19 protein-coding genes and 2 pseudogenes are annotated in these 19,823 nt (G+C 71.5%); 8 read left to right on the top strand and 13 right to left on the bottom strand.

Going from position 1 to position 19,823, the window contains the following annotated elements; translation table 11 throughout:
* The first annotated feature begins 105 nt into the window (after positions 1-105).
* A complete protein-coding gene (locus ACGH52_RS37415) occupies positions 106-426 on the top strand; it encodes a hypothetical protein (RefSeq protein ID WP_210975987.1) in 321 nt (106 codons plus the stop codon).
* Positions 427-521: 95 nt separating this feature from the next.
* Positions 522-1,715, top strand: a complete 1,194-nt coding sequence (locus ACGH52_RS37410; RefSeq protein ID WP_399946041.1) for a PP2C family protein-serine/threonine phosphatase — start codon at positions 522-524, stop codon at positions 1,713-1,715.
* A 44-nt stretch (positions 1,716-1,759) separates the two neighbouring features.
* Here ACGH52_RS37410 and ACGH52_RS37405 read toward each other — a convergent pair whose 3' ends face one another.
* From ACGH52_RS37405 to ACGH52_RS37385, 5 genes are all read right to left on the bottom strand, one after another.
* On the bottom strand, positions 1,760-2,542 hold the full coding sequence (locus ACGH52_RS37405) for a SigB/SigF/SigG family RNA polymerase sigma factor (RefSeq protein ID WP_399947015.1): 783 nt from the start codon (positions 2,540-2,542) through the stop codon (positions 1,760-1,762).
* Positions 2,543-2,842: 300 nt separating this feature from the next.
* On the bottom strand, positions 2,843-3,292 hold the full coding sequence (locus ACGH52_RS37400) for a MarR family transcriptional regulator (protein ID WP_399947012.1): 450 nt from the start codon (positions 3,290-3,292) through the stop codon (positions 2,843-2,845).
* Positions 3,293-3,295: 3 nt separating this feature from the next.
* Positions 3,296-3,790: a MarR family winged helix-turn-helix transcriptional regulator gene (locus ACGH52_RS37395; protein WP_210975989.1), complete on the bottom strand. Its 495-nt coding sequence runs from the start codon at positions 3,788-3,790 to the stop codon at positions 3,296-3,298.
* A 100-nt stretch (positions 3,791-3,890) separates the two neighbouring features.
* Positions 3,891-4,238 (bottom strand): hypothetical protein, encoded by a 348-nt coding sequence (locus tag ACGH52_RS37390; RefSeq protein WP_076972413.1) that lies wholly within the window; start codon positions 4,236-4,238, stop codon positions 3,891-3,893.
* Positions 4,239-4,445: 207 nt separating this feature from the next.
* Entirely contained in the window at positions 4,446-5,066 is a 621-nt protein-coding gene (locus ACGH52_RS37385; RefSeq protein WP_399946038.1) for a hypothetical protein, read from the bottom strand.
* 230 nt (positions 5,067-5,296) lie between these two features.
* Between ACGH52_RS37385 and ACGH52_RS37380 the strand changes: the two genes are divergently transcribed.
* Entirely contained in the window at positions 5,297-6,814 is a 1,518-nt protein-coding gene (locus ACGH52_RS37380) for a helix-turn-helix domain-containing protein (protein WP_399946035.1), read from the top strand.
* A 96-nt stretch (positions 6,815-6,910) separates the two neighbouring features.
* Here the strand turns inward: ACGH52_RS37380 and ACGH52_RS37375 are convergent.
* Positions 6,911-7,127: pseudogene (locus ACGH52_RS37375) on the bottom strand (AraC family transcriptional regulator); the annotation flags it as partial.
* Positions 7,128-7,330: 203 nt separating this feature from the next.
* On the opposite strand from ACGH52_RS37375, the gene ACGH52_RS37370 reads away from it, so the two are divergent.
* Entirely contained in the window at positions 7,331-8,242 is a 912-nt protein-coding gene (locus tag ACGH52_RS37370; RefSeq protein ID WP_059296409.1) for an SDR family oxidoreductase, read from the top strand.
* Positions 8,243-8,258: 16 nt separating this feature from the next.
* Here ACGH52_RS37370 and ACGH52_RS37365 read toward each other — a convergent pair whose 3' ends face one another.
* Positions 8,259-9,128 (bottom strand): alpha/beta fold hydrolase, encoded by an 870-nt coding sequence (locus ACGH52_RS37365; RefSeq protein ID WP_399946031.1) that lies wholly within the window; start codon positions 9,126-9,128, stop codon positions 8,259-8,261.
* Positions 9,129-9,691: 563 nt separating this feature from the next.
* Between ACGH52_RS37365 and ACGH52_RS37360 the strand changes: the two genes are divergently transcribed.
* Positions 9,692-10,954: a sulfite oxidase gene (locus ACGH52_RS37360; RefSeq protein WP_399946029.1), complete on the top strand. Its 1,263-nt coding sequence runs from the start codon at positions 9,692-9,694 to the stop codon at positions 10,952-10,954.
* 66 nt (positions 10,955-11,020) lie between these two features.
* Here the strand turns inward: ACGH52_RS37360 and ACGH52_RS37355 are convergent, their stop codons facing one another.
* Entirely contained in the window at positions 11,021-11,944 is a 924-nt protein-coding gene (locus ACGH52_RS37355) for an LLM class F420-dependent oxidoreductase (RefSeq protein WP_399946027.1), read from the bottom strand.
* Between the two features lie 414 nt (positions 11,945-12,358).
* Between ACGH52_RS37355 and ACGH52_RS37350 the strand changes: the two genes are divergently transcribed.
* Both ACGH52_RS37350 and ACGH52_RS37345 read left to right on the top strand, forming a co-directional pair.
* On the top strand, positions 12,359-13,312 hold the full coding sequence (locus tag ACGH52_RS37350) for an SDR family NAD(P)-dependent oxidoreductase (protein WP_399946024.1): 954 nt from the start codon (positions 12,359-12,361) through the stop codon (positions 13,310-13,312).
* A gap of 15 nt (positions 13,313-13,327) precedes the next feature.
* Positions 13,328-13,450 carry a substrate-binding domain-containing protein gene (locus ACGH52_RS37345; RefSeq protein ID WP_079252552.1) on the top strand — a complete coding sequence of 41 codons (123 nt, stop codon included), beginning with the start codon at positions 13,328-13,330 and terminating at the stop codon, positions 13,448-13,450.
* Positions 13,451-13,532: 82 nt separating this feature from the next.
* Here ACGH52_RS37345 and ACGH52_RS37340 read toward each other — a convergent pair whose 3' ends face one another.
* Positions 13,533-14,843, bottom strand: coding sequence for a phytase (locus ACGH52_RS37340; protein ID WP_399946021.1), 1,311 nt, complete (start codon positions 14,841-14,843; stop codon positions 13,533-13,535).
* Between the two features lie 267 nt (positions 14,844-15,110).
* Here ACGH52_RS37340 and ACGH52_RS37335 point away from each other — a divergent pair, with 267 nt between their 5' ends.
* Positions 15,111-16,829 (top strand): PP2C family protein-serine/threonine phosphatase, encoded by a 1,719-nt coding sequence (locus ACGH52_RS37335; RefSeq protein ID WP_399946018.1) that lies wholly within the window; start codon positions 15,111-15,113, stop codon positions 16,827-16,829.
* 28 nt (positions 16,830-16,857) lie between these two features.
* Here the strand turns inward: ACGH52_RS37335 and ACGH52_RS37330 are convergent, their stop codons facing one another.
* The 4 genes and pseudogenes from ACGH52_RS37330 to ACGH52_RS37315 all read right to left on the bottom strand — a co-directional run bounded on the left by ACGH52_RS37330 (position 16,858) and on the right by ACGH52_RS37315 (position 19,822).
* Entirely contained in the window at positions 16,858-17,718 is an 861-nt protein-coding gene (locus ACGH52_RS37330) for a MerR family transcriptional regulator (RefSeq protein ID WP_399946015.1), read from the bottom strand.
* A gap of 101 nt (positions 17,719-17,819) precedes the next feature.
* Complete coding sequence (locus tag ACGH52_RS37325) at positions 17,820-18,365, bottom strand: hypothetical protein (RefSeq protein ID WP_059297182.1); 546 nt, start codon at positions 18,363-18,365, stop codon at positions 17,820-17,822.
* Positions 18,366-18,403: 38 nt separating this feature from the next.
* A complete protein-coding gene (locus tag ACGH52_RS37320) occupies positions 18,404-18,910 on the bottom strand; it encodes a MarR family winged helix-turn-helix transcriptional regulator (protein ID WP_210975999.1) in 507 nt (168 codons plus the stop codon).
* A 62-nt stretch (positions 18,911-18,972) separates the two neighbouring features.
* Positions 18,973-19,822 (bottom strand): annotated as a pseudogene (locus ACGH52_RS37315) (ABC transporter permease).
* Between the last annotated feature and the right edge of the window lies 1 nt (position 19,823).

Here is a 19,823-nt window from a genome sequence, read left to right as displayed (position 1 = left end):
TTTGTCTCATGACAACTAAATTGGGGAGGGCACACTTGCCCCGCCCTGCATGCGTGGTCCCCCAGCCCGCGGCAATCCGCCCCTGCTGTTGAAGGACGTCCTGCGATGAGCACACCTGGCAGACGCATGCCCTGCTCCAACCCCACCCGTCGTCCCCCTCCCGCGCGTCGGCCCACCCGCGCCGTCCAGTGGGCCGGTCGCATGCTGTGCTGGAGTCTCGCCGCCGGCATGGCCACCGCCGCCGCCGATCTGCTCCTCTCCCCGCAAGGCATCCGGTGGCACGCGTTGTGGCCCCTGCCCTGGTACCTCACCGGCGCGGCCGCGATCACCTGGGCATGCCTCCGCGCCCGCGAGAAGGCCGCGCACCGGCAAGTCTCCGAGGAGGAGGACGACGACTCCCACGGCGAGTGGGACCAAGCCGCCTGACCCGACGCCAGCGCCCTCGAGCTGAGGGCATCCATCACGGCTGTGATGGACGTGGGGTCTGCGGGAAGGAGGGTCCCTAACTCAGGGAGGCTGATATGGAACATGTTCAGATCGGGCTTGCCGAGGTGCTGGCCGCGGCGGAGGACGCCGCACCGGTGCACTCCCTCGATGTCGTGGCGCGCAACCTGCGGGACCGGTTCGACGCGCGACGCGTGTCGTTCCTGTTCGTTGACGTCGTCGGGCGCCGTTTGCTGCGGGTCAACGAGGAGAAGACGACCTCACAGGAGCGCGGCGCCGATCAGGTCCCGCTGGCCGACAGCGTGTACGACGAGGTTCTGCGTACCCAGAAGCTGGTGCGCACGGTAGAAGGCACACAAGGGCACCGCGTGCTCGCCCCGGTCAGCAACCGCGGCGACACCATCGGGGTACTGGAGCTCTATCTCGACCACGTGACACCGGACGAGCTGGCACAGGTCGAAGAGGTCGCGCACGCGCTGGCGTACATCATCGTCACCGACCGCAGGTTCACCGACCTCTATTACTGGGGCAACCGCGCCGGTTCGGTCACCCTGGCCGCGGAGATCCAACGCCAGCTCCTGCCCTCGGCCCCCTCCTGCGAAGCCCCCGAGTTCGCTCTCGCCGGCGCTCTGGTCCCGGCCTCCGACATCGCCGGTGACACCTACGACTACAGCCTCGACCACGACACCCTGCACCTGTCCATCACCGATGCGATGGGCCACGACGTCGACGCCTCACTCATCGCCACTCTCCTGGTCAACGCATCCCGCGGTGCCCGCCGCGCCGGGGCAGGCCTTGCCGAACAGGCCCGCCAGACCCACCAGGCCGTCCTCGACTACGGTCGCCGTACCTTTGCCACCGGCCAGCTCCTGCGCATCGCCCTGGACGGGTCCGGCGCACAGCTCGTGAACGCCGGCCACCTCTGGCCGCTGCGGCTGCGCGACGGCGCCGTCGATGAGATCCCGCTGCACATCAACCTTCCCTTCGGTGTGCCCGCCCGGTCCCCCTACCAGGTGCAGGACTTCGACCTGCGCCCTGGTGACCGCCTTGTGCTCTACACCGACGGCATGCAAGAACGCCAAGCCGGATCCGTCGACCTGCCCGGCATCATCCGGGACACCGCTGGTGAGCATCCCCGCGAGGCCGTACGCGCCATGGTCAACGCCGTCACCGACGCCTGCAAGGGCGAGGTGAGGGACGACGCCACGGTCCTGTGCCTGGACTGGCACGGGCCCGCCCCGCAGATCACCACGCGAACACCGGGCGCCTGACGTAGCCCGCGCCGCGCTGTACCACGCGGCACCGGCTGCGGCTCTCACTGAGGGGTCAGATGAGAGCGCAGCCGGTTCAGGATCCGGGTGAGGAGACGGGAGACGTGCATTTGCGAGATGCCGAGCTCGGCACCGATCTCGTACTGGGTCATCTCACGACCGAACCGCATGCCGAGGATCATCCGGTCGCGTTCCGGCAGTCGCGCGATGATCGGCTGAAGTGCCGTCAGCTCCTCGACCAACTCCAAGTCGTGGTCCTCGAATCCGACCTGATCGGCCAGGATGTCGTCCCGTTCCGTTTCGTCGCCGGATGCGTCGAGGGACGCGGCGCAGTAACTGTTGGCTGCTTCGAGGCCCTCCAGTACGTCCTCGGGGTCCCGCTTCACGTAGGCGGCGAGTTCGGCGACGGTGGGTGGGCGGCCGAGCTCCCTTTCCAGGTCCGTGCCCGCGTTCTGCAGGGTCAGACGCAGCTCTTGCAGTCGGCGCGGAACGCGCACGGCCCAGGTGGCATCGCGAAAGAACCGCTTGATCTCGCCCGTGATGGTCGGAACCGCGAAGCTCGCGAACTCGACGCCGCGTGCGGGATCGAACCGGTTGATCGCTTTGATCAGTCCGATACTGCCGGCCTGGACGACGTCCTCGACCGACTCGGTCCGTGAGCGGAAGCGTCGCGCTACGAAGTACACCAAGGTCATGTTGAGTTCGACCAGGGTGTTGCGGACGTACGAGTACTCCGCGGTCCCCTCTTGCAGGGCGTCCAAGCGGGCGAACAGCGGCTTGGACAGGGCTCGGGCGTCAGACGGAGTGATCTTCGCCAGGTCTGACATGCCCAGGATGCGCACCGGCTCCGGCAGCGGGCCGGTCCGTGGGGCTGCTGTGCCGAGCCCGCGGGCATGTCGGACAAGTGACGGTCGGGGTTGGCGGTTACCGAGGGATCCCCTCACGGTTCTCACTCTCCGCTCCAGCGATCTTTCCGTGCGGTTATGTGTGCACGGACTGTTACCCCTGCTTCACATCCATACACTCTCGGTGACGAGAATGTCGAAAGCTGCAGGGTGCCGTCCCGGTCGCAAGAGTGCCGTCGACACATACCGGCGGGTCCACGCGAACAGATCCGACCGGCGCGGTCAGGCGGTCAGTGTCGCAAGCTCTGCGTTGGCGCGCTCGGTGACCAAGGCGAGGACGCGGCCTGCGGCGGCCAAGTCCTCGGTGGGGATCCCGCCCCAGATGCGGGCGGAGAAGGGGGCGCTCTCCGCGGCGACGGCGGCGAGGAGCTCGCGCCCCGCGTCGGTGGGGCAGAGGTGCTCGCCGTCGGGGACGAGCAGCTGCTTGGTCCGCAGTTCGTCGAGCGTGGCGCGGATGTCGGCCGGGTCCGCCTTGAGGGAATGCTGGACCTGGGCGAGGAGGTCGTCCGGCGTCTGCGGGGCGTCGGAGGTGACGGCGGCGCGCAGGGCGACCTGCTGCTGGAACGTGGCGCCGTGCCGGGCCAGGACGCCCTCCAGGACGCCGCGGGCGCCGTAGTGGGCCAGGGCGAGGACACGGGCGTTGGCGAGGGGTGTGGTGGGTTGATTCGGCAGTGGTCATGGCATTGCCCTTCGCTTGCTCTCGTCGTTCGGAATGGGTGGAGCGAGAGGTGCGTCGAGCAGGGTCGCCAGTTCGCCGGTGAACGCACGCGTCCGCGGGGCGTCGAGGCCGCCGAGTGGCTCCAGCAACTGCTGGAGCAGTTCCTGGACCATCCCGATGGCCTGTCGCGTGACGGCCTCACCCTGCTCGGTGAGCGCGAGTTGTACGGCGCGTGGGTCGCGGGGATCGCGGGTGCGAGCGATGAGATCGGCCGACTCCAGGGCGCGCGCCAGCTTTGAGACGTACAGCGCCTCCATACCCGTGTGGTCGGCGAGTTGGCGCTGACTAGGACGCTCGCCGACGCGCTGCATTCCGTACAGCGACGCGACCAGCGAGTACTGCGCGTGGGTGAGACCCAGCGGAGCCACCGCGCGGTCGACCGCGACGCGCCACTTGTTGGCGAGCCGCCATACGAGGAATCCAGGCGTCGGACTCGGTGAACCCTTACTCATGGGAGATAGAGTACATGGGCATTATATCCATGGCTACTATGCCTCGAGCATCTCGCAGCTGCCGCAAGCGTCCTCTTCTGGAACCGGCGTAGACGGTGGCTCAGGCACGAAGGGACAGGTAGTAGTCGCCGACTCCGGACAGGTAGTCGGGGTCGGCTGTCTCGCTGTCGGTGGCGAAACGGGGAGCGGCCTTGATCTCGTCCCGGGACGGTGCGACGTGCACCTTCTGCGCCTCGGTGTCGATGCCGGTGACGGCGCCCGCGGGGATCAGGACGCTTCTGCCGAACTTCCACACCCCGGTGTCGACGACGAGGTGCTGCACGCCGGGCTGGTCCTGCTGGCGGTCCACATGCCCGATGACGCCGTCGGCGGCCTCCACGGTGAATCCCACCAACGACTGCTGGGCCCCGTGCCCGATCTCCGGCGCGTACATCCACACACTTCCCATTGGGTCCCTCTCCTGTCCTCGGCAACCGAACCGCGGCGCCGTTCTCAGCTCTATGCTTCCCTCTCTTCCCCGGCACCTGCCGGACAACCAAGGGGAAACACGAAGGGATGGTGGTGTGCGGCGTTGACGCGTGAGTGACCGATACGGGGTCGTCCTCCCGACCCCCGTGGCGGGAGGACGACCCCGGTCCTTTGGGCGGCCGCCCGGTCAGTACAGCTTGTCGACGGCCGTGCTCGTGGTCTTCTTGAAGGCGGCCACGGGCGCGTTCCGGAAGTCGCCCATCTGTCCCCACTTGACGACGGTGACGGTCCTGCCGTCCCGCCCGACCGACAGCAGGGCGATGTCCGTGGCGCCCCAGGACGTCTCGGTGTGCAGGCCGCGGACGCGGGCGCCCTCCTCGACCGGCAGCTTGCCGTAGTTGCGGCCCTCGGCCTCGACGTCGGGCGAGGACTCCTCGATGCGGTCGGCGCAGGTGCGGATCAGGTCGTCGTAGTGCTTCGCCAGGGCCTTGGCCTGAGCGGCCGTGCCCGTCACGACGGTCAACTGCACGGCGCTGGTGTCCAGGTCGGTCCAGAACTGCCGGTGCCGGTAGTCGTACGAAGGCACGCCCTCCGTGCTCACGCAGAGGCCGAGTTCCTCCGGGAACCCGTCGGTGACGGGCCCGGCGGTCCAGGTCGACGTCGGGTGCGGCGGCAGCTGGGAGGCCGACAGGAACGCGGGCGCGGCAGCCTTCGGGGCGGCGACGGCCGGTGCCGTGAGGACCGTGCCTGCCGCGAGGGCGGCGCAGGTGAGTGCGGTGAGCGCGCTCGTTCGGATGCGCAGGGCCATGGTTGTTCCCCCGTGGACGGTGCGTGGACGTGGATGCCGCGGGGGCCGGCTGGTCGGCCCGGGCCTGGTCGGTGCGGCACCAAGAGCATCAGCGCTCACGGCGGCCGGGCGCAACAGCCGACGGCCGATCAGGCAGGGTGGAACCATCCCAGCCCGTCCGACGTGCAGGTACATGGGGTGCCTGGGATACCGTCCCGGGCCAGATGGGTCGTACGAGGACGGGTGGACCTGTGTCGGCACAGGAGGACGGCGACGGCATCGACGAGGTGGCCGAGTTCGCGGCGCTGCTGCGGGCGCTGAAGGAGCGCACGGACCGCAGCTACGGCTCGCTGGCCCGCCGTCTGGGCATGAACACCTCGACGCTGCACCGCTACTGCGCGGGCGACGCGGTGCCGCTCGACTTCGCCCCGGTGGAACGCTTCGCGGCGCTGTGCGGGGCGACCTCGGAGCAACGCCTGGAACTCCACCGCCGGTGGCTCACGGCAGTGGCGGCCCGCCACCGGCCTCGTACGGCGGAGACGGCTGAGGCGACTGAGGCGACTGAGGCGGCGGCGAGCACGCCCGGTGCCGCGGAAGCGGAAGCGGAAGCAGGGAACGACGCGGCAGACGGGCCGGACACAGTGGTGGAGGGCGTCACCGCACCGAAGACGGCGCCGACGGTCGGCGGCGGACCGGTGACCGCACCGGATGCCGCACCGAAGGCCACCAGCGGCTCGCCCGCCGAAACGGCTGCTCCTGCTCCGGGACCGCCCCGGGCACCCGCGTCCTCGCTCCCGCGCCACTCCTGGTACCGCCGTAGACGTCTCGTTGCCGGGCTGGCCTCCGTCTGTGCCGTGCTCGCTACGCTCGGGACCCTGTCCGCGCTGCCGGACGGGCGGCGGTCGTCGGGCGACGGTCCTGCCCAGGCCGCCGGTCCGAGGGCGTCCGGTACGGCGGAGGCCGGGGCGGCGGGACGGCGGGGCGCCTCCCCCAGCCCCAGCGGCACCCCCACATCCGGTACCTCCGGCACCTCTGGCACCTCCGGCACCTCCGAGCGGCGGCCTTCGGGCTCCGCCAGTCCGAAGGAGAAGCCGGGCACCTCTCACCCGCCCGGCGCGACGTCCGCCCCCTCTCGCGGCGAACAGCCCGCCGGGCTGCCGCTCAGCTGGTCCGTCAACTCACAGGCCTGGAAGCTGGGTTGCGGTCACGACTACGTCATCGCCAAGCCGCCGAGCCAGGTCCCCCCTCCCCCTGCCCCGCAGGACGCGGCGCCCTGGGCGGCGACGCAGAGCGCGGTGCACGGCGGTGAGACGCTGGTGCAGTTGTCCGTGCAGGGGCGCAGCGACACGGCCGTCGTCCTGGAGGCGCTGCGCGTGCGCGTGGTCGGCCGCACGGCGCCGGCCGAGGGCAACGCCTACGCCATGGACCAGGGCTGCGGCGGCTCGATCACTCCCCGGTCGTTCGCCGTGGACCTGGACAAGGACCGCCCCATCGCCCGCGCGGTCGCCGGGAACGACTCCGGCACGCCGATCCCGGCCGTACGCATGCCCTACCGCGTCTCCGCGAAGGACCCCGAGGTGCTGCTGGTCACGGCCGGGACCAGCTCGTGCGACTGCCGTTGGTATCTGGAGCTGGACTGGTCCTCCCAGGGCCGCACGGGCACCGTCCGCATCGACGACGACGGCCGCCCGTTCCGCACCAGCGCCATCAAGGGTCTGACGCGGTACATGTACGACACCCTCGGACGCCGGTGGGGGCCCTACGGCTGACCGGCGCCGATGGTCACAGCTCCGCGGAAGCGGTCCGGCGAGAGTGTCGCCATCGTGTCGAGCGACAGGTCGGGAACGGGCAGCGGATGGGCATCCATGCACCCGGAGCATCTGTCGCCACTGCCCGAAGGAGAGACCCGTCGCCTGCCGGAACGCGCGTGGGCAGTTGCAGCGTGAACTGGCGCTCGGCGGGGCGCAGCACGTCGAACACGACCGCCTCCGCCCGTGCCCGGGCCGCCGCGTCGAGAGCCGTACGGGAGAGATGGGTCAACAGGGATTCGAGCAACGGTGTCATCGCGATGGCCTTCGGTTTCCCGCCGCCACATCCCGGGGCCCGCCCCACCACGGGACGAGCCGACCACGTCGACGAGTCCATCCGGGCAGCCGGGACAGGGTCCGTGCGCTCCGGTCGGGATGGTGCCGGAAAAGTCGGCGGGCCCCGCCGGGCTTTAACAGGGGCTCCTGCGGGATACCTGAGTGCCGAGCATGAACCACGCCCTCAGGAGGCTCACGAACATGAACGACAACGGCAGGACCGGAGGCATCGACCCGCAGACCATTGCCGAGCCGAAACCGCCCTACCCCAAGCAGCGGCAGCAGGCCCCGGGGCTGGAGCGGGACATGCGTCCGCGGCCGCGCTACGAGGCGAAGCGTTACCGTGCGGCGGACAAGCTCCGCGGCAAGGTCGCGCTCATCACCGGCGGAGACTCGGGTATCGGCCGTGCCGTCGCGCTGCTGTACGCGCGTGAGGGCGCGGACGTGGCGATCGTCCACCTCCCCGAGGAGCAACCGGACGCCGAGGAAACCCGCGACGCGGTCCAGGCCGCGGGGCAGAGGTGCCTGCTCCTGCCCGGCGACCTCGCCGACGAATCCTTCTGCCGGGAGACGGTCGAGCGGACCGTGCGAGAGCTGGGCGGCCTGAACATCCTGGTGAACAACGCGGCACACCTGAACAGCCAGACCGATCTCTCGCAGCTCAGCTTCGAGGACTGGGACAGGTCCTTCAAGGTCAACGTGTACGCCTACTACCACCTGGTACAGGCCGCACGCCCGCATCTCCGCGCCGGTGACACGATCATCGCCACCGCCTCGGAGGAAGCCCTCAGGGGCAGCGACACCATGATCGACTATGCGGCGTCGAAGGCGGCGCTGGTCAACTTCACCAAATCCATCGCCCAGCACCTCGCCAAGGACGGCATCCGCGCGAACGTGGTCGCACCCGGCCCCACCTGGACGGTGCTGAACGTCGCCGACCCGAACATGCCGCAGGAAGGTCTGGCCCATCTGGGCAGCGAGGGCCCGCTCGCGCGGGTCGCGCAGCCGGAGGAGATCGCGCCGACCTACGTGTACCTGGCCTCCGACGCCGATTCCAGCTTCACCGTCGGCGAGGTCATCGCCGCCACCGGCGGCATCACCACCACCGACTGACCGGCCCGCCGTCGGCTCACGAAGCGCCGTCGAGGACCTCGCGCAGTCGATGCGCGAACTCGTCCGGCTTGCCGGGATATCCGAACTCTCCGTCGCAGAAGCCGCCGTGATGGCTCGGGAACACGCTCACCCGCTGCCCGAGCAGCTCGGCGGCCGCGACGGAGGTGCGCCCGGTCTGCAGGTCTTCGGACTCCTCGCCCACGGCGATCACGATGCGGGTGGGCGCGGCGGCGAGCAGGTCGGCATCCGGCCGATAGCTGCTGACCGCCCACGACCGGTCGGACAGCAGTGGGTCGTCGCATGAGCCGTCGTCCTCCGTGGGCAGCCCGAACGCGGCGGGATCGGCCTCCGGCTGCTCGAAGTAGGCGTCGGTGAACTCTCCCTTCCAGGAGGTCATGGCCACGAAGGCGGCCATCCCCGCTCCCCATCCGCGCTTCTCGTAGACGTCCCGCAGGGCGGCCCGCGCCCGCACGGCCGCGGGGCCGTCCGGCGTGAGGGTGATGAGCGGCGGCTCGTGCGCGACCAGAGTGGTCACGTCCGCGGGGTACCGCTCCACGACCGCGAGGGCCGTGATCGCTCCGCCGCTGCTGGCGAACATCTCGACCGGCCCGGCCCCGAGCGCCTCGATGACGGCGTGCACGTCGTCGGCCTGAGTCTGCGGTGTGTGGTCGGTCCGCCCGTCCTTGCGGGTGCTGCGACCGAGGCCGCGCGGGTCGTAGGTGGCCACGGTCCGCTCGGGGAAACGCGCGGCGAGCGCGGCGAAGCCGGTGGCGTCCATGGGCTGCCCGATCATGAACAACGGCGGGCGTCCATCCGTGGGCGGCAGCGGTCCGCGAACGTCGTAGACGAGGTCCGCGCCGGCCGTCTTGAGCGTGTAGGTCTCCATGCCCGTACAGACCGGCCCCGCCCCGGAAACTCATCGCCGCGGCGGACGCAGGTTCACGGCGGGCACGACGGGCGTCCGGCACGTCGCCGTCGGATCGCGGACCGAGTAGGACGGAGCAGGACCGAGTAGGACGGAGCAGTACTCAGGGTGTTCGGGCCGTCGTCCGGCCGGCACCGTCACCACCTCGCCGTCCCCAGCCCCTGTCTTCGCCCCGACACAGCACGGTCGCCTTCCGATCCGAGCGCGAGGGAGCCGGTGACCGGCGGCTCGACCAGGATCAGCCGGCTTCTTCCCGAGAACGCGTCGCCTCCGTACGATGGCTCCGTGATCCGCAGCCGACGCCGCCCCGCCGCCCCGCGGTCCCGTGTGCTCATGCCGTACGGCTGTTGTTGATCCTCACCGCGTGACCGCTGTGCCGTGCCGGGCAGGGAGCGTGTCGTGTCCTCCCCGCCTCCACGGCCGGTGCTGCCGCCGTCCCTTCGTCCCTCCAGGACGGTCGCGCCTCCCTCTCTACGCCCGCGTGGGGGCATGTCCCCGCGCCCGCCTGCGAAAGGCAGACCCTGATGCAGATCCCCGAATCCGCCTACGACCGACGCAGACTGCGGCAGTGGCTCTCCGGAGAAGCCCGGGCCGACGGTGTCTCCAGGCGTGACATGCTCCGGCTGTTCGCCGCCGCCGGACTCGCCGGCGCGGCATCCGCGGCGTCGCCCGGCACACCGGCCGCCGCCGCCACGGTCGCTGCCCCCGGCATCGTCAAACCGCTGCCCGAGGACCTGTTCACGGTGCGGGGCACGAACGCCGAGACGCGCTTCGCCGCACTGGCGCACACCGGCTACCACACCCCCAACGACCGCTTCTTCGTCCGCAACCACACCGCGACACCACTCCTCACAGCGGCCGACTGGAAGCTCACCGTCTGGGGCGACGGCCTCGAACGGCACCGCGCCGTCGACTTCTCCCTCGCCGACTTGAAGAAACTGCCGTCCGTCACGCACAGCGCCTTCGTGGAGTGCGCGGGCAACGGCCGGAGCCACTTCACCAGCCAGCAGGGCCAGGAGGTCAGCGGCACCCCCTGGACCCTCGGCGCGATCGGTGTCGCCCGCTGGCGTGGGGTACGCCTGGCGACCGTCCTCGAACGCGCGGGCCTCGGCCGCAGGGCCGTGGACGTCCTGCCCCGGGGCCTCGACGACGACTACGTCACCGCCGACGGCACGAACCTCGGCCGGGTCCGCCGCCCGCTGCCGCTGTCCAAGGCGCTGGACGACGTGCTGCTGGCCTACGAGATGAACGGCACCCCGCTTCCACCCGACCACGGGCACCCCGTGCGGCTCATCGTGCCCTCGTGGATCGGCATCGCCTCCATCAAGTGGGTCGGCGACATCCAGGTGTCCGCCCGACCGCTGTACTCACCGTGGAACACCGACTTCTACCGCCTGTTCGGCGACGCCCACCCGGACGGCGGAAGCGCCCCACTGACCCGGCAGACGCTCAAGAGCGCCTGGGAGCTGGACGAACGGGCGAACCTCACGGCGGGCGTCACCCACCGGCTCACGGGGCGCTCCTGGTCCGGGGCGGGCGGGGTCGTGCGGGTGGACGTGAGCACCGACGGAGGCAGCGAGTGGAAGGCCGCCCGGCTCCACGACGCGCCCCGGCGCGACGGCTGGGTGCGGTGGTCGACTCCCTGGCGTCCGCCGGCGCCCGGCACCCACACGTTGCTGGCCCGGGCTACCGACACCACGGGGCGGACCCAACCGGACGCCACCGTTCACAACACCCAGGGCTACCTGTTCGACGCGGTCGTACGGCACGCCGTCAACGCGGTGTGACGCTCCGGCCGGTCCAGAGACAGCCCGCCTCGCGGCAGCCCGCGGGTGCTGTACCGAGGGGCTGTCTCACCCGGCCAGTTCACCGAGGAGAGTCCAGGTGCGGCGCCGGTCGGCGTCTCCCGCGATCTCGGTGCCGGAGAAGACCACCTCCGTCGCCCCGGCGTCCCGGTAGCGCCGTACTTCGGCCGCGACCGTCCGCTCGTCGCCAATCACCGCCACATCGGACGCCCGGCGTCCGCCGGACCACTCGATGACACGCGCGTAGGACGGGATCTGTTCGTAGAACGCCAGTTGTTCGGTGGCCTTCTCCCGCACCTCGTCCACGTCGTCCGTCACGACGCCGTGGACGAGGGCGACGATCCTCGGCGCGGGTCGGCCGGCGGCTTCGGCCGCCGCGGTGAGGGCCGGGACGATGTGCGTCTCCAGTGCGCGCGGGCCTGCCAGGTAGGGCAGGATCCCGTCCGCCAGTTCACCGCTGACTCGCAGGGACTGCGCTCCCATCGCGGCGACCAGCAGGGGAACGCCTGCTTCCGCGCCGGGTACGCGGGCGGGGACCGGCGTGCGGGCCGTGACCAGTTCGCCCTGGAAGTCGGCGGCGCCGGTCTGCGTCAACTGCCGCAGCGCGGTGAGGAACTCGCGCAGCCGGGCGATGGGCCGTTCGAAGGGCAGGCCGAAGCCGCCCTCGGTGAGAAGCTTGGTGCCCAGCGCCAGTCCGAGGTGGTAGCGGCCGTGCGTGGCCGCCTGCGCGGTCTGGGCCTGGCTGGAGACGATCAGGGGATGCCGTCCGAAGACGGGGATCGCAGAGGTGCCCACGTGGAGCGTGGGCACCTCGCGTCCGACGATTGCGGCGAGTTGGGGCGAGTCCGCGCCGAAGGTCTGCCCGAACCAGGCCGAGCGCAGCCCCGCGGCCGCGGCCTCACGGGCCAGTTCCACCGAGGCGTCGACCTGGTTCCGCGCGTCGCTCGCGTTGAGCGCTACTCCTACTGTCATGCCGGTGAAAACCTCTGGTCTCCGATACGGCATTCCGGGTCCCGTGTGACGGCTTCCTTTCAGTTGTGTGTACGGGACGGCCCGGGCACGGTCCGGAGGTCTTCCCCGCCTGGTGCCCCGCACCTGGATGGTCATGGGAAGAACGGCAGTGATTGTGCGAGTCCGCTTGCCACTCTTCCGGAAGGTCCGACCTGATGCTCGGCATGGTCGTACGGGACGTCCGCCCTCGCGCTTCGACGCCAGAGCGGTAACGACTCCCTGCTTCAACGCGCACGCCTGTTGTCGGCGAGGTGTCGGAGATCTGTCGACGGTAGGGGTGATCTGTCGGCGGTATGTCGGTGGAGGTTGCGACCTTGGGCGGGCCGGTGCTCTCTCCGAGTACCGGCCCGCCCAGAGCGCAAGGAGCCTGTCATCGTGTCTTCCGCATCCCCGAGCCCCGCGTGGGACGTGCACCGTCTGCCGTCCGCGGAGGGCAGGAGCATCCTGGTCACCGGGGGCAACGCCGGGATCGGCTACTTCGCCGCGGAGCAGCTCGCCGCCACCGGCGCCGTCGTCGTACTCGGCAGCCGGGACCGCGCGAAGGCGGACGCCGCCATGGCGTCGATCCGCTCGCGCGTCCCCGGCGCTCAGGTGCGGCACCTCCCGCTGGACCTCGCCGACCTGGCGTCCCTGAGGACCGCCGTGGACGGGCTGAACCTCGATTGCCTCGACGCGGTGGTCTGCAACGCTGGGGTCGCGCTCGACGACCCGCCGCGTCGGGAGACGGTGGACGGCCACGAGCTGATGTTCGGCACCAACCACCTCGGCCACTTCGCGCTGACCCGGTGGCTGGCCCCCCTGCTGTCCGCGGCGCCGGCGGGCCGCGTCGTGACGGTGGGAAGCTTCGCGGCGCGGTCCGAGCGCCTGGACCTGGACGACCCGCAGTCGACCCGGGACTACCGGCCCAAGCGCACCTACGGCCGGTCGAAGCTGGCGCAGATGTGCTTCGGCTTCGAACTGGACCGCCGCCTGCGTGCCGTCGGCAGCACGGTGCTCAGTGTGGTGGCTCACCCCGGCGGCGCGCTGGACTCCCTCACCCCGTCCCGCCCGCCGGTACACGTGACGACCCCCGGCGAGCGGCTGCGCGCCGTGCCCGCCGGGTTCCTGGTGCAGGGCAAGGACGCCGGAGCCTGGCCCGTCGTCCGTGCCGTCCTCGACCCGGAGGTGCGGGGAGGGCAGCTGTGGGGTCCACGGGTCTTCGGCCTGCGTGGCCTCCCGAGGCGTGAGCCCGTCCCGTCCCACATGGCCGACCCGGCCGTCGCTGCCCGCCTGTGGGCCGTCAGCGGTGAGCTGGTCGGCACCGACGACCCGCACCTCGGCTTCCGGTAGGCGGCGGGCAGCGCCGTGCCGGGGCGGCTGGCCGTCACCGGGTACGACGACATCGACGCGGCGTCGATGGTCTCCCCCGCGCTGACGACGGTCGTCAACCCGGCGCGGGAGATCGGCCGTTCGGCGGCCCGGCTGTGAGCACGGTGCGCTGCGGTAGTCGGGGCACGGAGGCGGTCGGCGACCAGGGTGGCGGCGCCGGTCCGGGCCGCCACCGGGGCGGTCAGTCGTCGAGGGCCTCGAGGACGTCGGTGAGGTCGACGAACTTGAAGCCCGTGGCCTCCCGGTCGCCGTTCTCCGGAGCCATGTGACCGTCCTGGACGACGAGCAGGCCGTTCGGGTACCTGCTGCCGAGAGGCTCCGCGAGTACGTCCGCGCCGTCGCACTCCTCGGAACCGTCCAGCGAGGCGGACGCGGCACTCACGCGGAAGCCGCCCTCGTACTCGTAGCCGTCGGACCGTTCGCGGTCGTAGGCGACGAAGGTGTCGTCGCCCTGGCTGGAGGTGAGCAGGTAGCCGTCGCCGTCGTCCTGCTTCAACAGGGTCAGGCCCTCGACGTCGGCGGACACGCGGCGGCCCCCGAATCCGGGGTCGTCACCCGCCACGCACTCGTCGGACGCCTCGTCGTAAGTGGCCGGCACACCGTACTCGCGGACCTTGTCCTGAAGGACCGGCCTGCCCCTGAGATCGGCCGGCAGCCGCCAGACGCCCACATCCTCCTGCCCGGCGAAGAGCATGCCCGTCTCCGGGTCGACGACCATGCCCTCGACCTGCGGGCCTTCGCCGGGCTCTCCGCAGGGTGACCATTTCGTGCCGTCGGGCATCGTGAAGGCGGCGGGCAGGTCCAGAGTGCGGATCTTCCGGTAGGACACCGTGCCGGCGCGCGTCGCGGTCAGTTCCAGCAGCGCGACGCGGGTGGTCGCGTTCTGGCTGACGAGCGCGTAGGACGTGCCGGTCGCGGAGTCGGTGTACGTGGCCAGGCCGTAGGCGGTGCTCTCCTCGTTGACCTGCTCCTGCGAGCCGGAGAAGATCCACGGCGCCGAGGCGTCCGTGACATCGGTCAGCGGGGCGCCCGGCCGGTCGCCGTCGACGCGGTAGACGCGGAGCTTGTCGCTGCCGCGGTCGCTGACGACCGCCAGGTCGGCGGCGCCGGAGCCCAAGGGCATCCCGTGCACCAGGTCGACGTTGTTGAAGCGCCCGGGAGCGTCGTCCTCGCCGGGCGCCGCGGGCGCGGGGACCGACTGCACCTGCCGGGCGTCGAGGTCGTAGACCCGCAGGCCGCCCTCCTTGGCCGTGGCGATGACGAGGCTGGCGTCCGGGTCGGCGGAGTTGCGCCAGATCGCCGGGTCGTCGGCGTTCGCGTTGCCGCCCTCGTCGTCGTCGAACAGCGCGGCGGTCTCGGCCCGGGGGACGACCGCGGACGGCGCGGCGGGCGCCGAGGCACCTGCCGGAGGCACGGCCGCGACGGCGGCGGTGAACACCAGGGTCGCCGTCGCCGCGACGACACCGCAGCGGCGTCTTGTGAACGCGTACACGCATGGTCTCCTTCGTCAGGGAGCGTACGGAGCCGACGCGCATCCGGCGTCGGGCTCGCGACCGCCCCCACCACTGGGACGACGTCACATGGTCGAGAACGCAGGCGGAGGGCGCGCATCACCTTGGCAGCCCAGAGACGACGGATACATGGCCCCAGGGTGAATGAAGCGCCCGCCGCACGGCCCCTCCCCAGTGGTCAACCACGTCTCCAGTGCCGAGACTGTTCGGTACTGCCCCGCCGCACCCCGCTGGAGGCCCGAGCGTCCATGGATGATCTCCCCTCGGGACCCGACGCACGTGCCCGTCTGGAACTGACGGCGATCAGAGAACTGCTGAAGTCGCAGCGTCGGCGCATCCATTCCTACGCCCGGGCACACCGGTCCCCGTCCCAGGGGCCGGTCCGGCCGACGGTGCTGCCGACCGCCGCGTTCCCCGGCGGACGCGAGGTTCTCGACGCCCTCCCCGTGCCGGCCCTCCTCCTGACCCCCGTGTCCGGCGACGACGGCGACATCGTCGACGTCCACTGCACGAGCCACAACGCGGCAGCCGTGGCCTACGCGGCCGAGCGGTTCCCGGACAGCCCGGTCCCCGATTGGTCGGGGCCGGTGTCGTTGTACGAGCGGTTTCCCTCCCTGTACCGGACGCCCCTGCCCGGGATGATCAGTCGCGCGCACCGCGACCACGAGGTCCAGGGGCCCACGGCCGTCGAGTGGGTCGCCAACGCCACGTCGGGACCGGTGCGGCTCATCGCCGACGTCCGAGTGGGCCCCTGCGGTGACCAACTGCTGCTCACCTGGGAACGCGGGCACCGCCTCCTCATGTCGGCCGCGGCCCAGCGCCTGGTGCGCACATGCTGGGCGGAGTGGAACCTCGGAGACGACGGCGTCGAGCCCTCCCGGGGGTTCCGCCAGGCACTCGGACTGCCGGAGAGCGACCCGCTGCCCACCCTGTCCGACCTGGCCGGCGCCGCCACGCCCGACAGCCTGCCCGGCCTCTACCAGATGCTCTACGAGGTCATCCTGCGCAAGCGGACGGCCCACTGCTCCCTGCGCCTGCACAGCACGCCCGGCCGGATCACCCGCATGACCGCCGAGCCCGTACGGATCGCCCCCGGCAGCCTGGTCTGGGGAGTCCGCGCCGTGTTCACCGACGTCACCGCCGAGCGCCGCCGCCGCGAATCGGCGGACCACGCCGAGCGGGAGGCACGCCGTCAGCGCCAGCACGTCAAGACACTCGGCGAGGTCGCGGAGGCCCTGCGGGAAGCGGTACTCCCGCACTTCCACGACGAGCTGGCCTCCTACGGTCTGCAGGCAACGGTCGTGTACCGGCCCGACGCCCGCGAGGCCGGAGTGGGAGGCGACTGGTACAAGGCCCGCAGGCTTCCCGACGGCCGACTCCTCGTCGCGCTCGGAGACGCCCGGGGACACGGGCTGGCCGCGGTCACCCTGATGGCGAAACTGCGCTATGCGCTGGCCGGACTCGCGTACACGGAGCAACCCGTCGAGCAACTGACGTACTGGCTCAACGAAACGGCCTGCGCGGACGGCATCGAGTCCACCGCCACCGCCGTCATCGCCCGGTACCACCCCGAGCGGTCGCTGCTCAGCTGGACGTGCGCCGGGCACCCCAACCCGGTGCTGGTCCGCGACGGCCGCGCCACGCCCCTGCCGTCTCCCCCGGGCGGGCCGGGCCTCCCCCTCGGCGTCCTGCCCTGCACGTCCTACACCGCCGCCGGGGCAGCGCTCCGCACCGGCGACATCGTCCTCATGTACTCGGACGGCCTCACCGAACGCCGGGGCAGCGACCCGGACCAGGACACCCTGCGCCTCCTCGACGCCGCCGCGCTGTCCTTCCGGACGACGGCCCCGGGCCCGGGCCGTGACGAGCTGCACAGCTACGCCGAGGACCTCGTGGCGCGCCTCGACGGCCCGCACCGCACGGACGACGCCACCCTCCTCGTCCTGCGGCGGATCACGCCGCACTAGCCGCCATCGCTCCGGATTTCGACGCCGGTCAGCGGGCCGGTGGGTCTGTGTCGCCGTCCTGATCGGCCGAGTGAAGCAGTTCGATGACGCGTTCCTCGTACCGGACGCGGGCCGGGGAGAAGTCGTACGGCATCCTGCCGACGGCCTCCATCGCGCTCATCCTCACCCCGGCTCCTTCCTCGCCGGCGTGCTCGTCCTCCCGGTCCAGGAGGGCGTCGAGGGCCTCCTCCAGTCCTGACCCTTCGATGGCGGCTGCCAGGGCGCTCTCGTGAGCACATCGCCGGGCGGCCAGGTCTTCGACGCCGGGCGCGTCGGGGGCCACGGTGTCGTCCAGGGCCGCCTCGGCCTCGGCCAGCCGGTCCTCCTCGGCCCGCAGCTCGGGGTGGGTGGCCAGGACGATGAACCGGTGGGCCTGGGCGGCGGCGCCCAGGGGGCCGAAGACGCGCTCCGTGACCAGGAGGGTGTCGAGGTCGGCGGAGCGCAGGGCTCCGGGCGGCAGCTCGCGCAGGAGGCCGACGACCAGCGGGGAGAGCAGGCCGAGGGGGCTGCCCGCCTCGCGCAGACGGTTCACGGCGACCCGCTGGGCCTCGATGGCGGCCGCCTTGGCGGCGAGGGACTCCTCCAGGCGGGCCAGGGACTGGCCGACCTCGGTCGCGCCTTCGAAGGAGGCGTGGATGTCCTCCAGGGGAACACCCGCATCGGCCATCCTGCGGATCCACAGCAGGCGGATCATGTCGTCGTATCCGTAGCGGCGGCGGTCGTCGCCGCCGCGTTCCGGTTCGGCGAGGAGCCCGATGGCGTGGTAGTGACGGATGGCGCGGGGTGTGGTCCCGGCGAACGCGGCGGCATCGCCGATCTTGACCCGGCGGGGAATCGCAGGAAAAGGCATGCGGGGAACCTCTCGACGTCGTGCTCGCCGCCTACTGGACCACATGCCGCTACGGCACATGCAATCCCCGCTGTCGGACCGCTGCACGGGTGGAGGACGTCTCAGCCGACGTGAGGCCCGGCCCAACCGGTGGCGGCGACCACCTCCCGCGCGATGTCCACGACGAGCCGTCCGTCCGTCGCCACGCGCACGGTGTCGGCGGGGGCCTGCCGGTCCAGGAGCCGCGCCTTGCGGACACTTCCTGCCAGCTCCTGCTCCAACTCCGAGCCGAGTTCCCGTCCCGACAGCCGCTCGCGGGCGGTGGCGTCCGAAGCGGTGAGCAGGACCCGTGTGATCCCCACTCCGGCCCCCATGGCACGCTCGAACATGCCTGTCGCCGCCGGCAGCACACTCATGGTGTTCGTGTAGATCAGGCGTCTGTAGCCGCGCCGGGCGAAGTTCGCCCACACGGCGGTCAGATTGATCTCGGTGATCTCCGCGCGGTGAGGGTCCCCGTCCGGAGCCGGATGCACCTGCCCCATGAAGTCACCGTCGATGATCGCGTGAGCGACCGCCTCGGAGCGCAGCAGCGCCGAAACCTCCCACCCCACCGTCGTCTTCCCGACCCCGGCTCGTCCTCCGAGGAGCAGAACTTCCGCGTGTTCCACGGGGGTCGGCTGTGTCATCGAGGACCGGCCCGCGCCGTTCAGGGTGCTCCTCCTTTGCGGCGGCGGGGCGCGGCCGAGCGGGGCGGTGCCGAGCGCATGTGGTCGCGCACCGGCGCCAGCAGGCGGGCGAGAGTCTGGACGTCGGTGCGTGAAAGCGGTTCGAACAGGAGGCCGCTGACCACCTCGACGTGGCCCGGCAGCACCTTCGCAAGCAGCTCGCGCCCGGCATCGGTGAGGGTGACGGTGATGCTCCGCTCGTCGTCCGGCGAGGGGGCACGGACGACCAGGCCGTCCTTTTCGAGCAGACCGACCTGGTACGTCAGGCCGCTGCGGCTGTAGACGACGCCGTCGGCCAGGTCGGTCATGCGGTGGCTGCCCGTCGGCGAGTCTCCGAGGCGGGCCAGGAGCTGGAACTGCACGTAGCTGAGGCCGCCGGTGTCGCGCAGCTGCTGCTCGACCGCATGCCGGAGCAGGCTCGTGACCTCGATGAGGTCGAAGTAGGCGCCGAGCTGCACGGGGTCGAGCGATGGCGGTGAATCAGGCATGACCGGAGTGTACTGCTTCGAATTCGAAGTGTGAGATCGCCGCCGTTCACGGACGCACCCCCCTATGCGGACAGTGCCCCGCTCTGTTCCGCCCTGCGGCGGCGCGCGCTCAGGCGGGAGCCGGACTCGCGGCGGGCGGCGCGGCGCAGCAGCGGGACGGCGAGGAGGAAGCCGAGGACGGTCCAGGCGGTCAGGACCAGGGCGACCACGGGCAGTTCCCAGGAGCCTGCCGCCTCGGCGGTGCGCGCCGCGTCCGGCAGCAGCGCCGAACGCAGGCCCTGTGCCATCCACTTGAGCGGGAAGACGGAGGCCACCTGCTGGACCGGCACGGGCAGTGAGGTGATCGGGAACACCGTCCCGGACGTGACCAGCAGCCCCATCACCGGCAGCATGATGCGCCAGCGCCTCGCGCGGGTTGGGCAGCACGGCGCCGATCGCCGCGCCCAGCGGCACGACGGCGAGCAGCCCGAGCGTGGTGACCCACAGCAGCGTCAGCCAGCCGCCCGGTCCGTGCGGCAGCGGCCCGTCCACGAACACGGCCGCCGTCAGCAGGAGCAGCGCCAGGGTGCCGAGCGCGGTGACGACCACCAGGACGCACTTGGCGACGAGATACGCGCGTATGCCGCCCGGGGTCGCGCGCAGCCGCAGCAGGGCGCCCTCCTCGCGCTCGGTCACGAGGATCTGCGGAAGATTGACGAGCCCGATCTGGAACAGCAGGTAGGCGGCGAAGCCGGCCAGCACCAGGTGGGCCATCGGCGTCTGGGTGCCCGGCACGTCGTCGCCGACGAAGGCGGCGACGACCAGCGCGACGAGCACGTTGGTCAGATGGCCGGTCAGTTCCTTCGGGTTGCGCAGCAGCTGGCGCAGTTCGATGCCGCCGCGCTGGAGTCCGGCACGCCAGTGCCCCGTCATG

It is taken from the genome of Streptomyces sp. BBFR25 (genome assembly GCF_044590125.1).
Taxonomy (GTDB): domain Bacteria; phylum Actinomycetota; class Actinomycetes; order Streptomycetales; family Streptomycetaceae; genus Streptomyces; species Streptomyces canus_D.
Note: the sequence above shows the minus strand (reverse complement) of the source record. Positions and strands in the feature narration are given on the sequence as shown.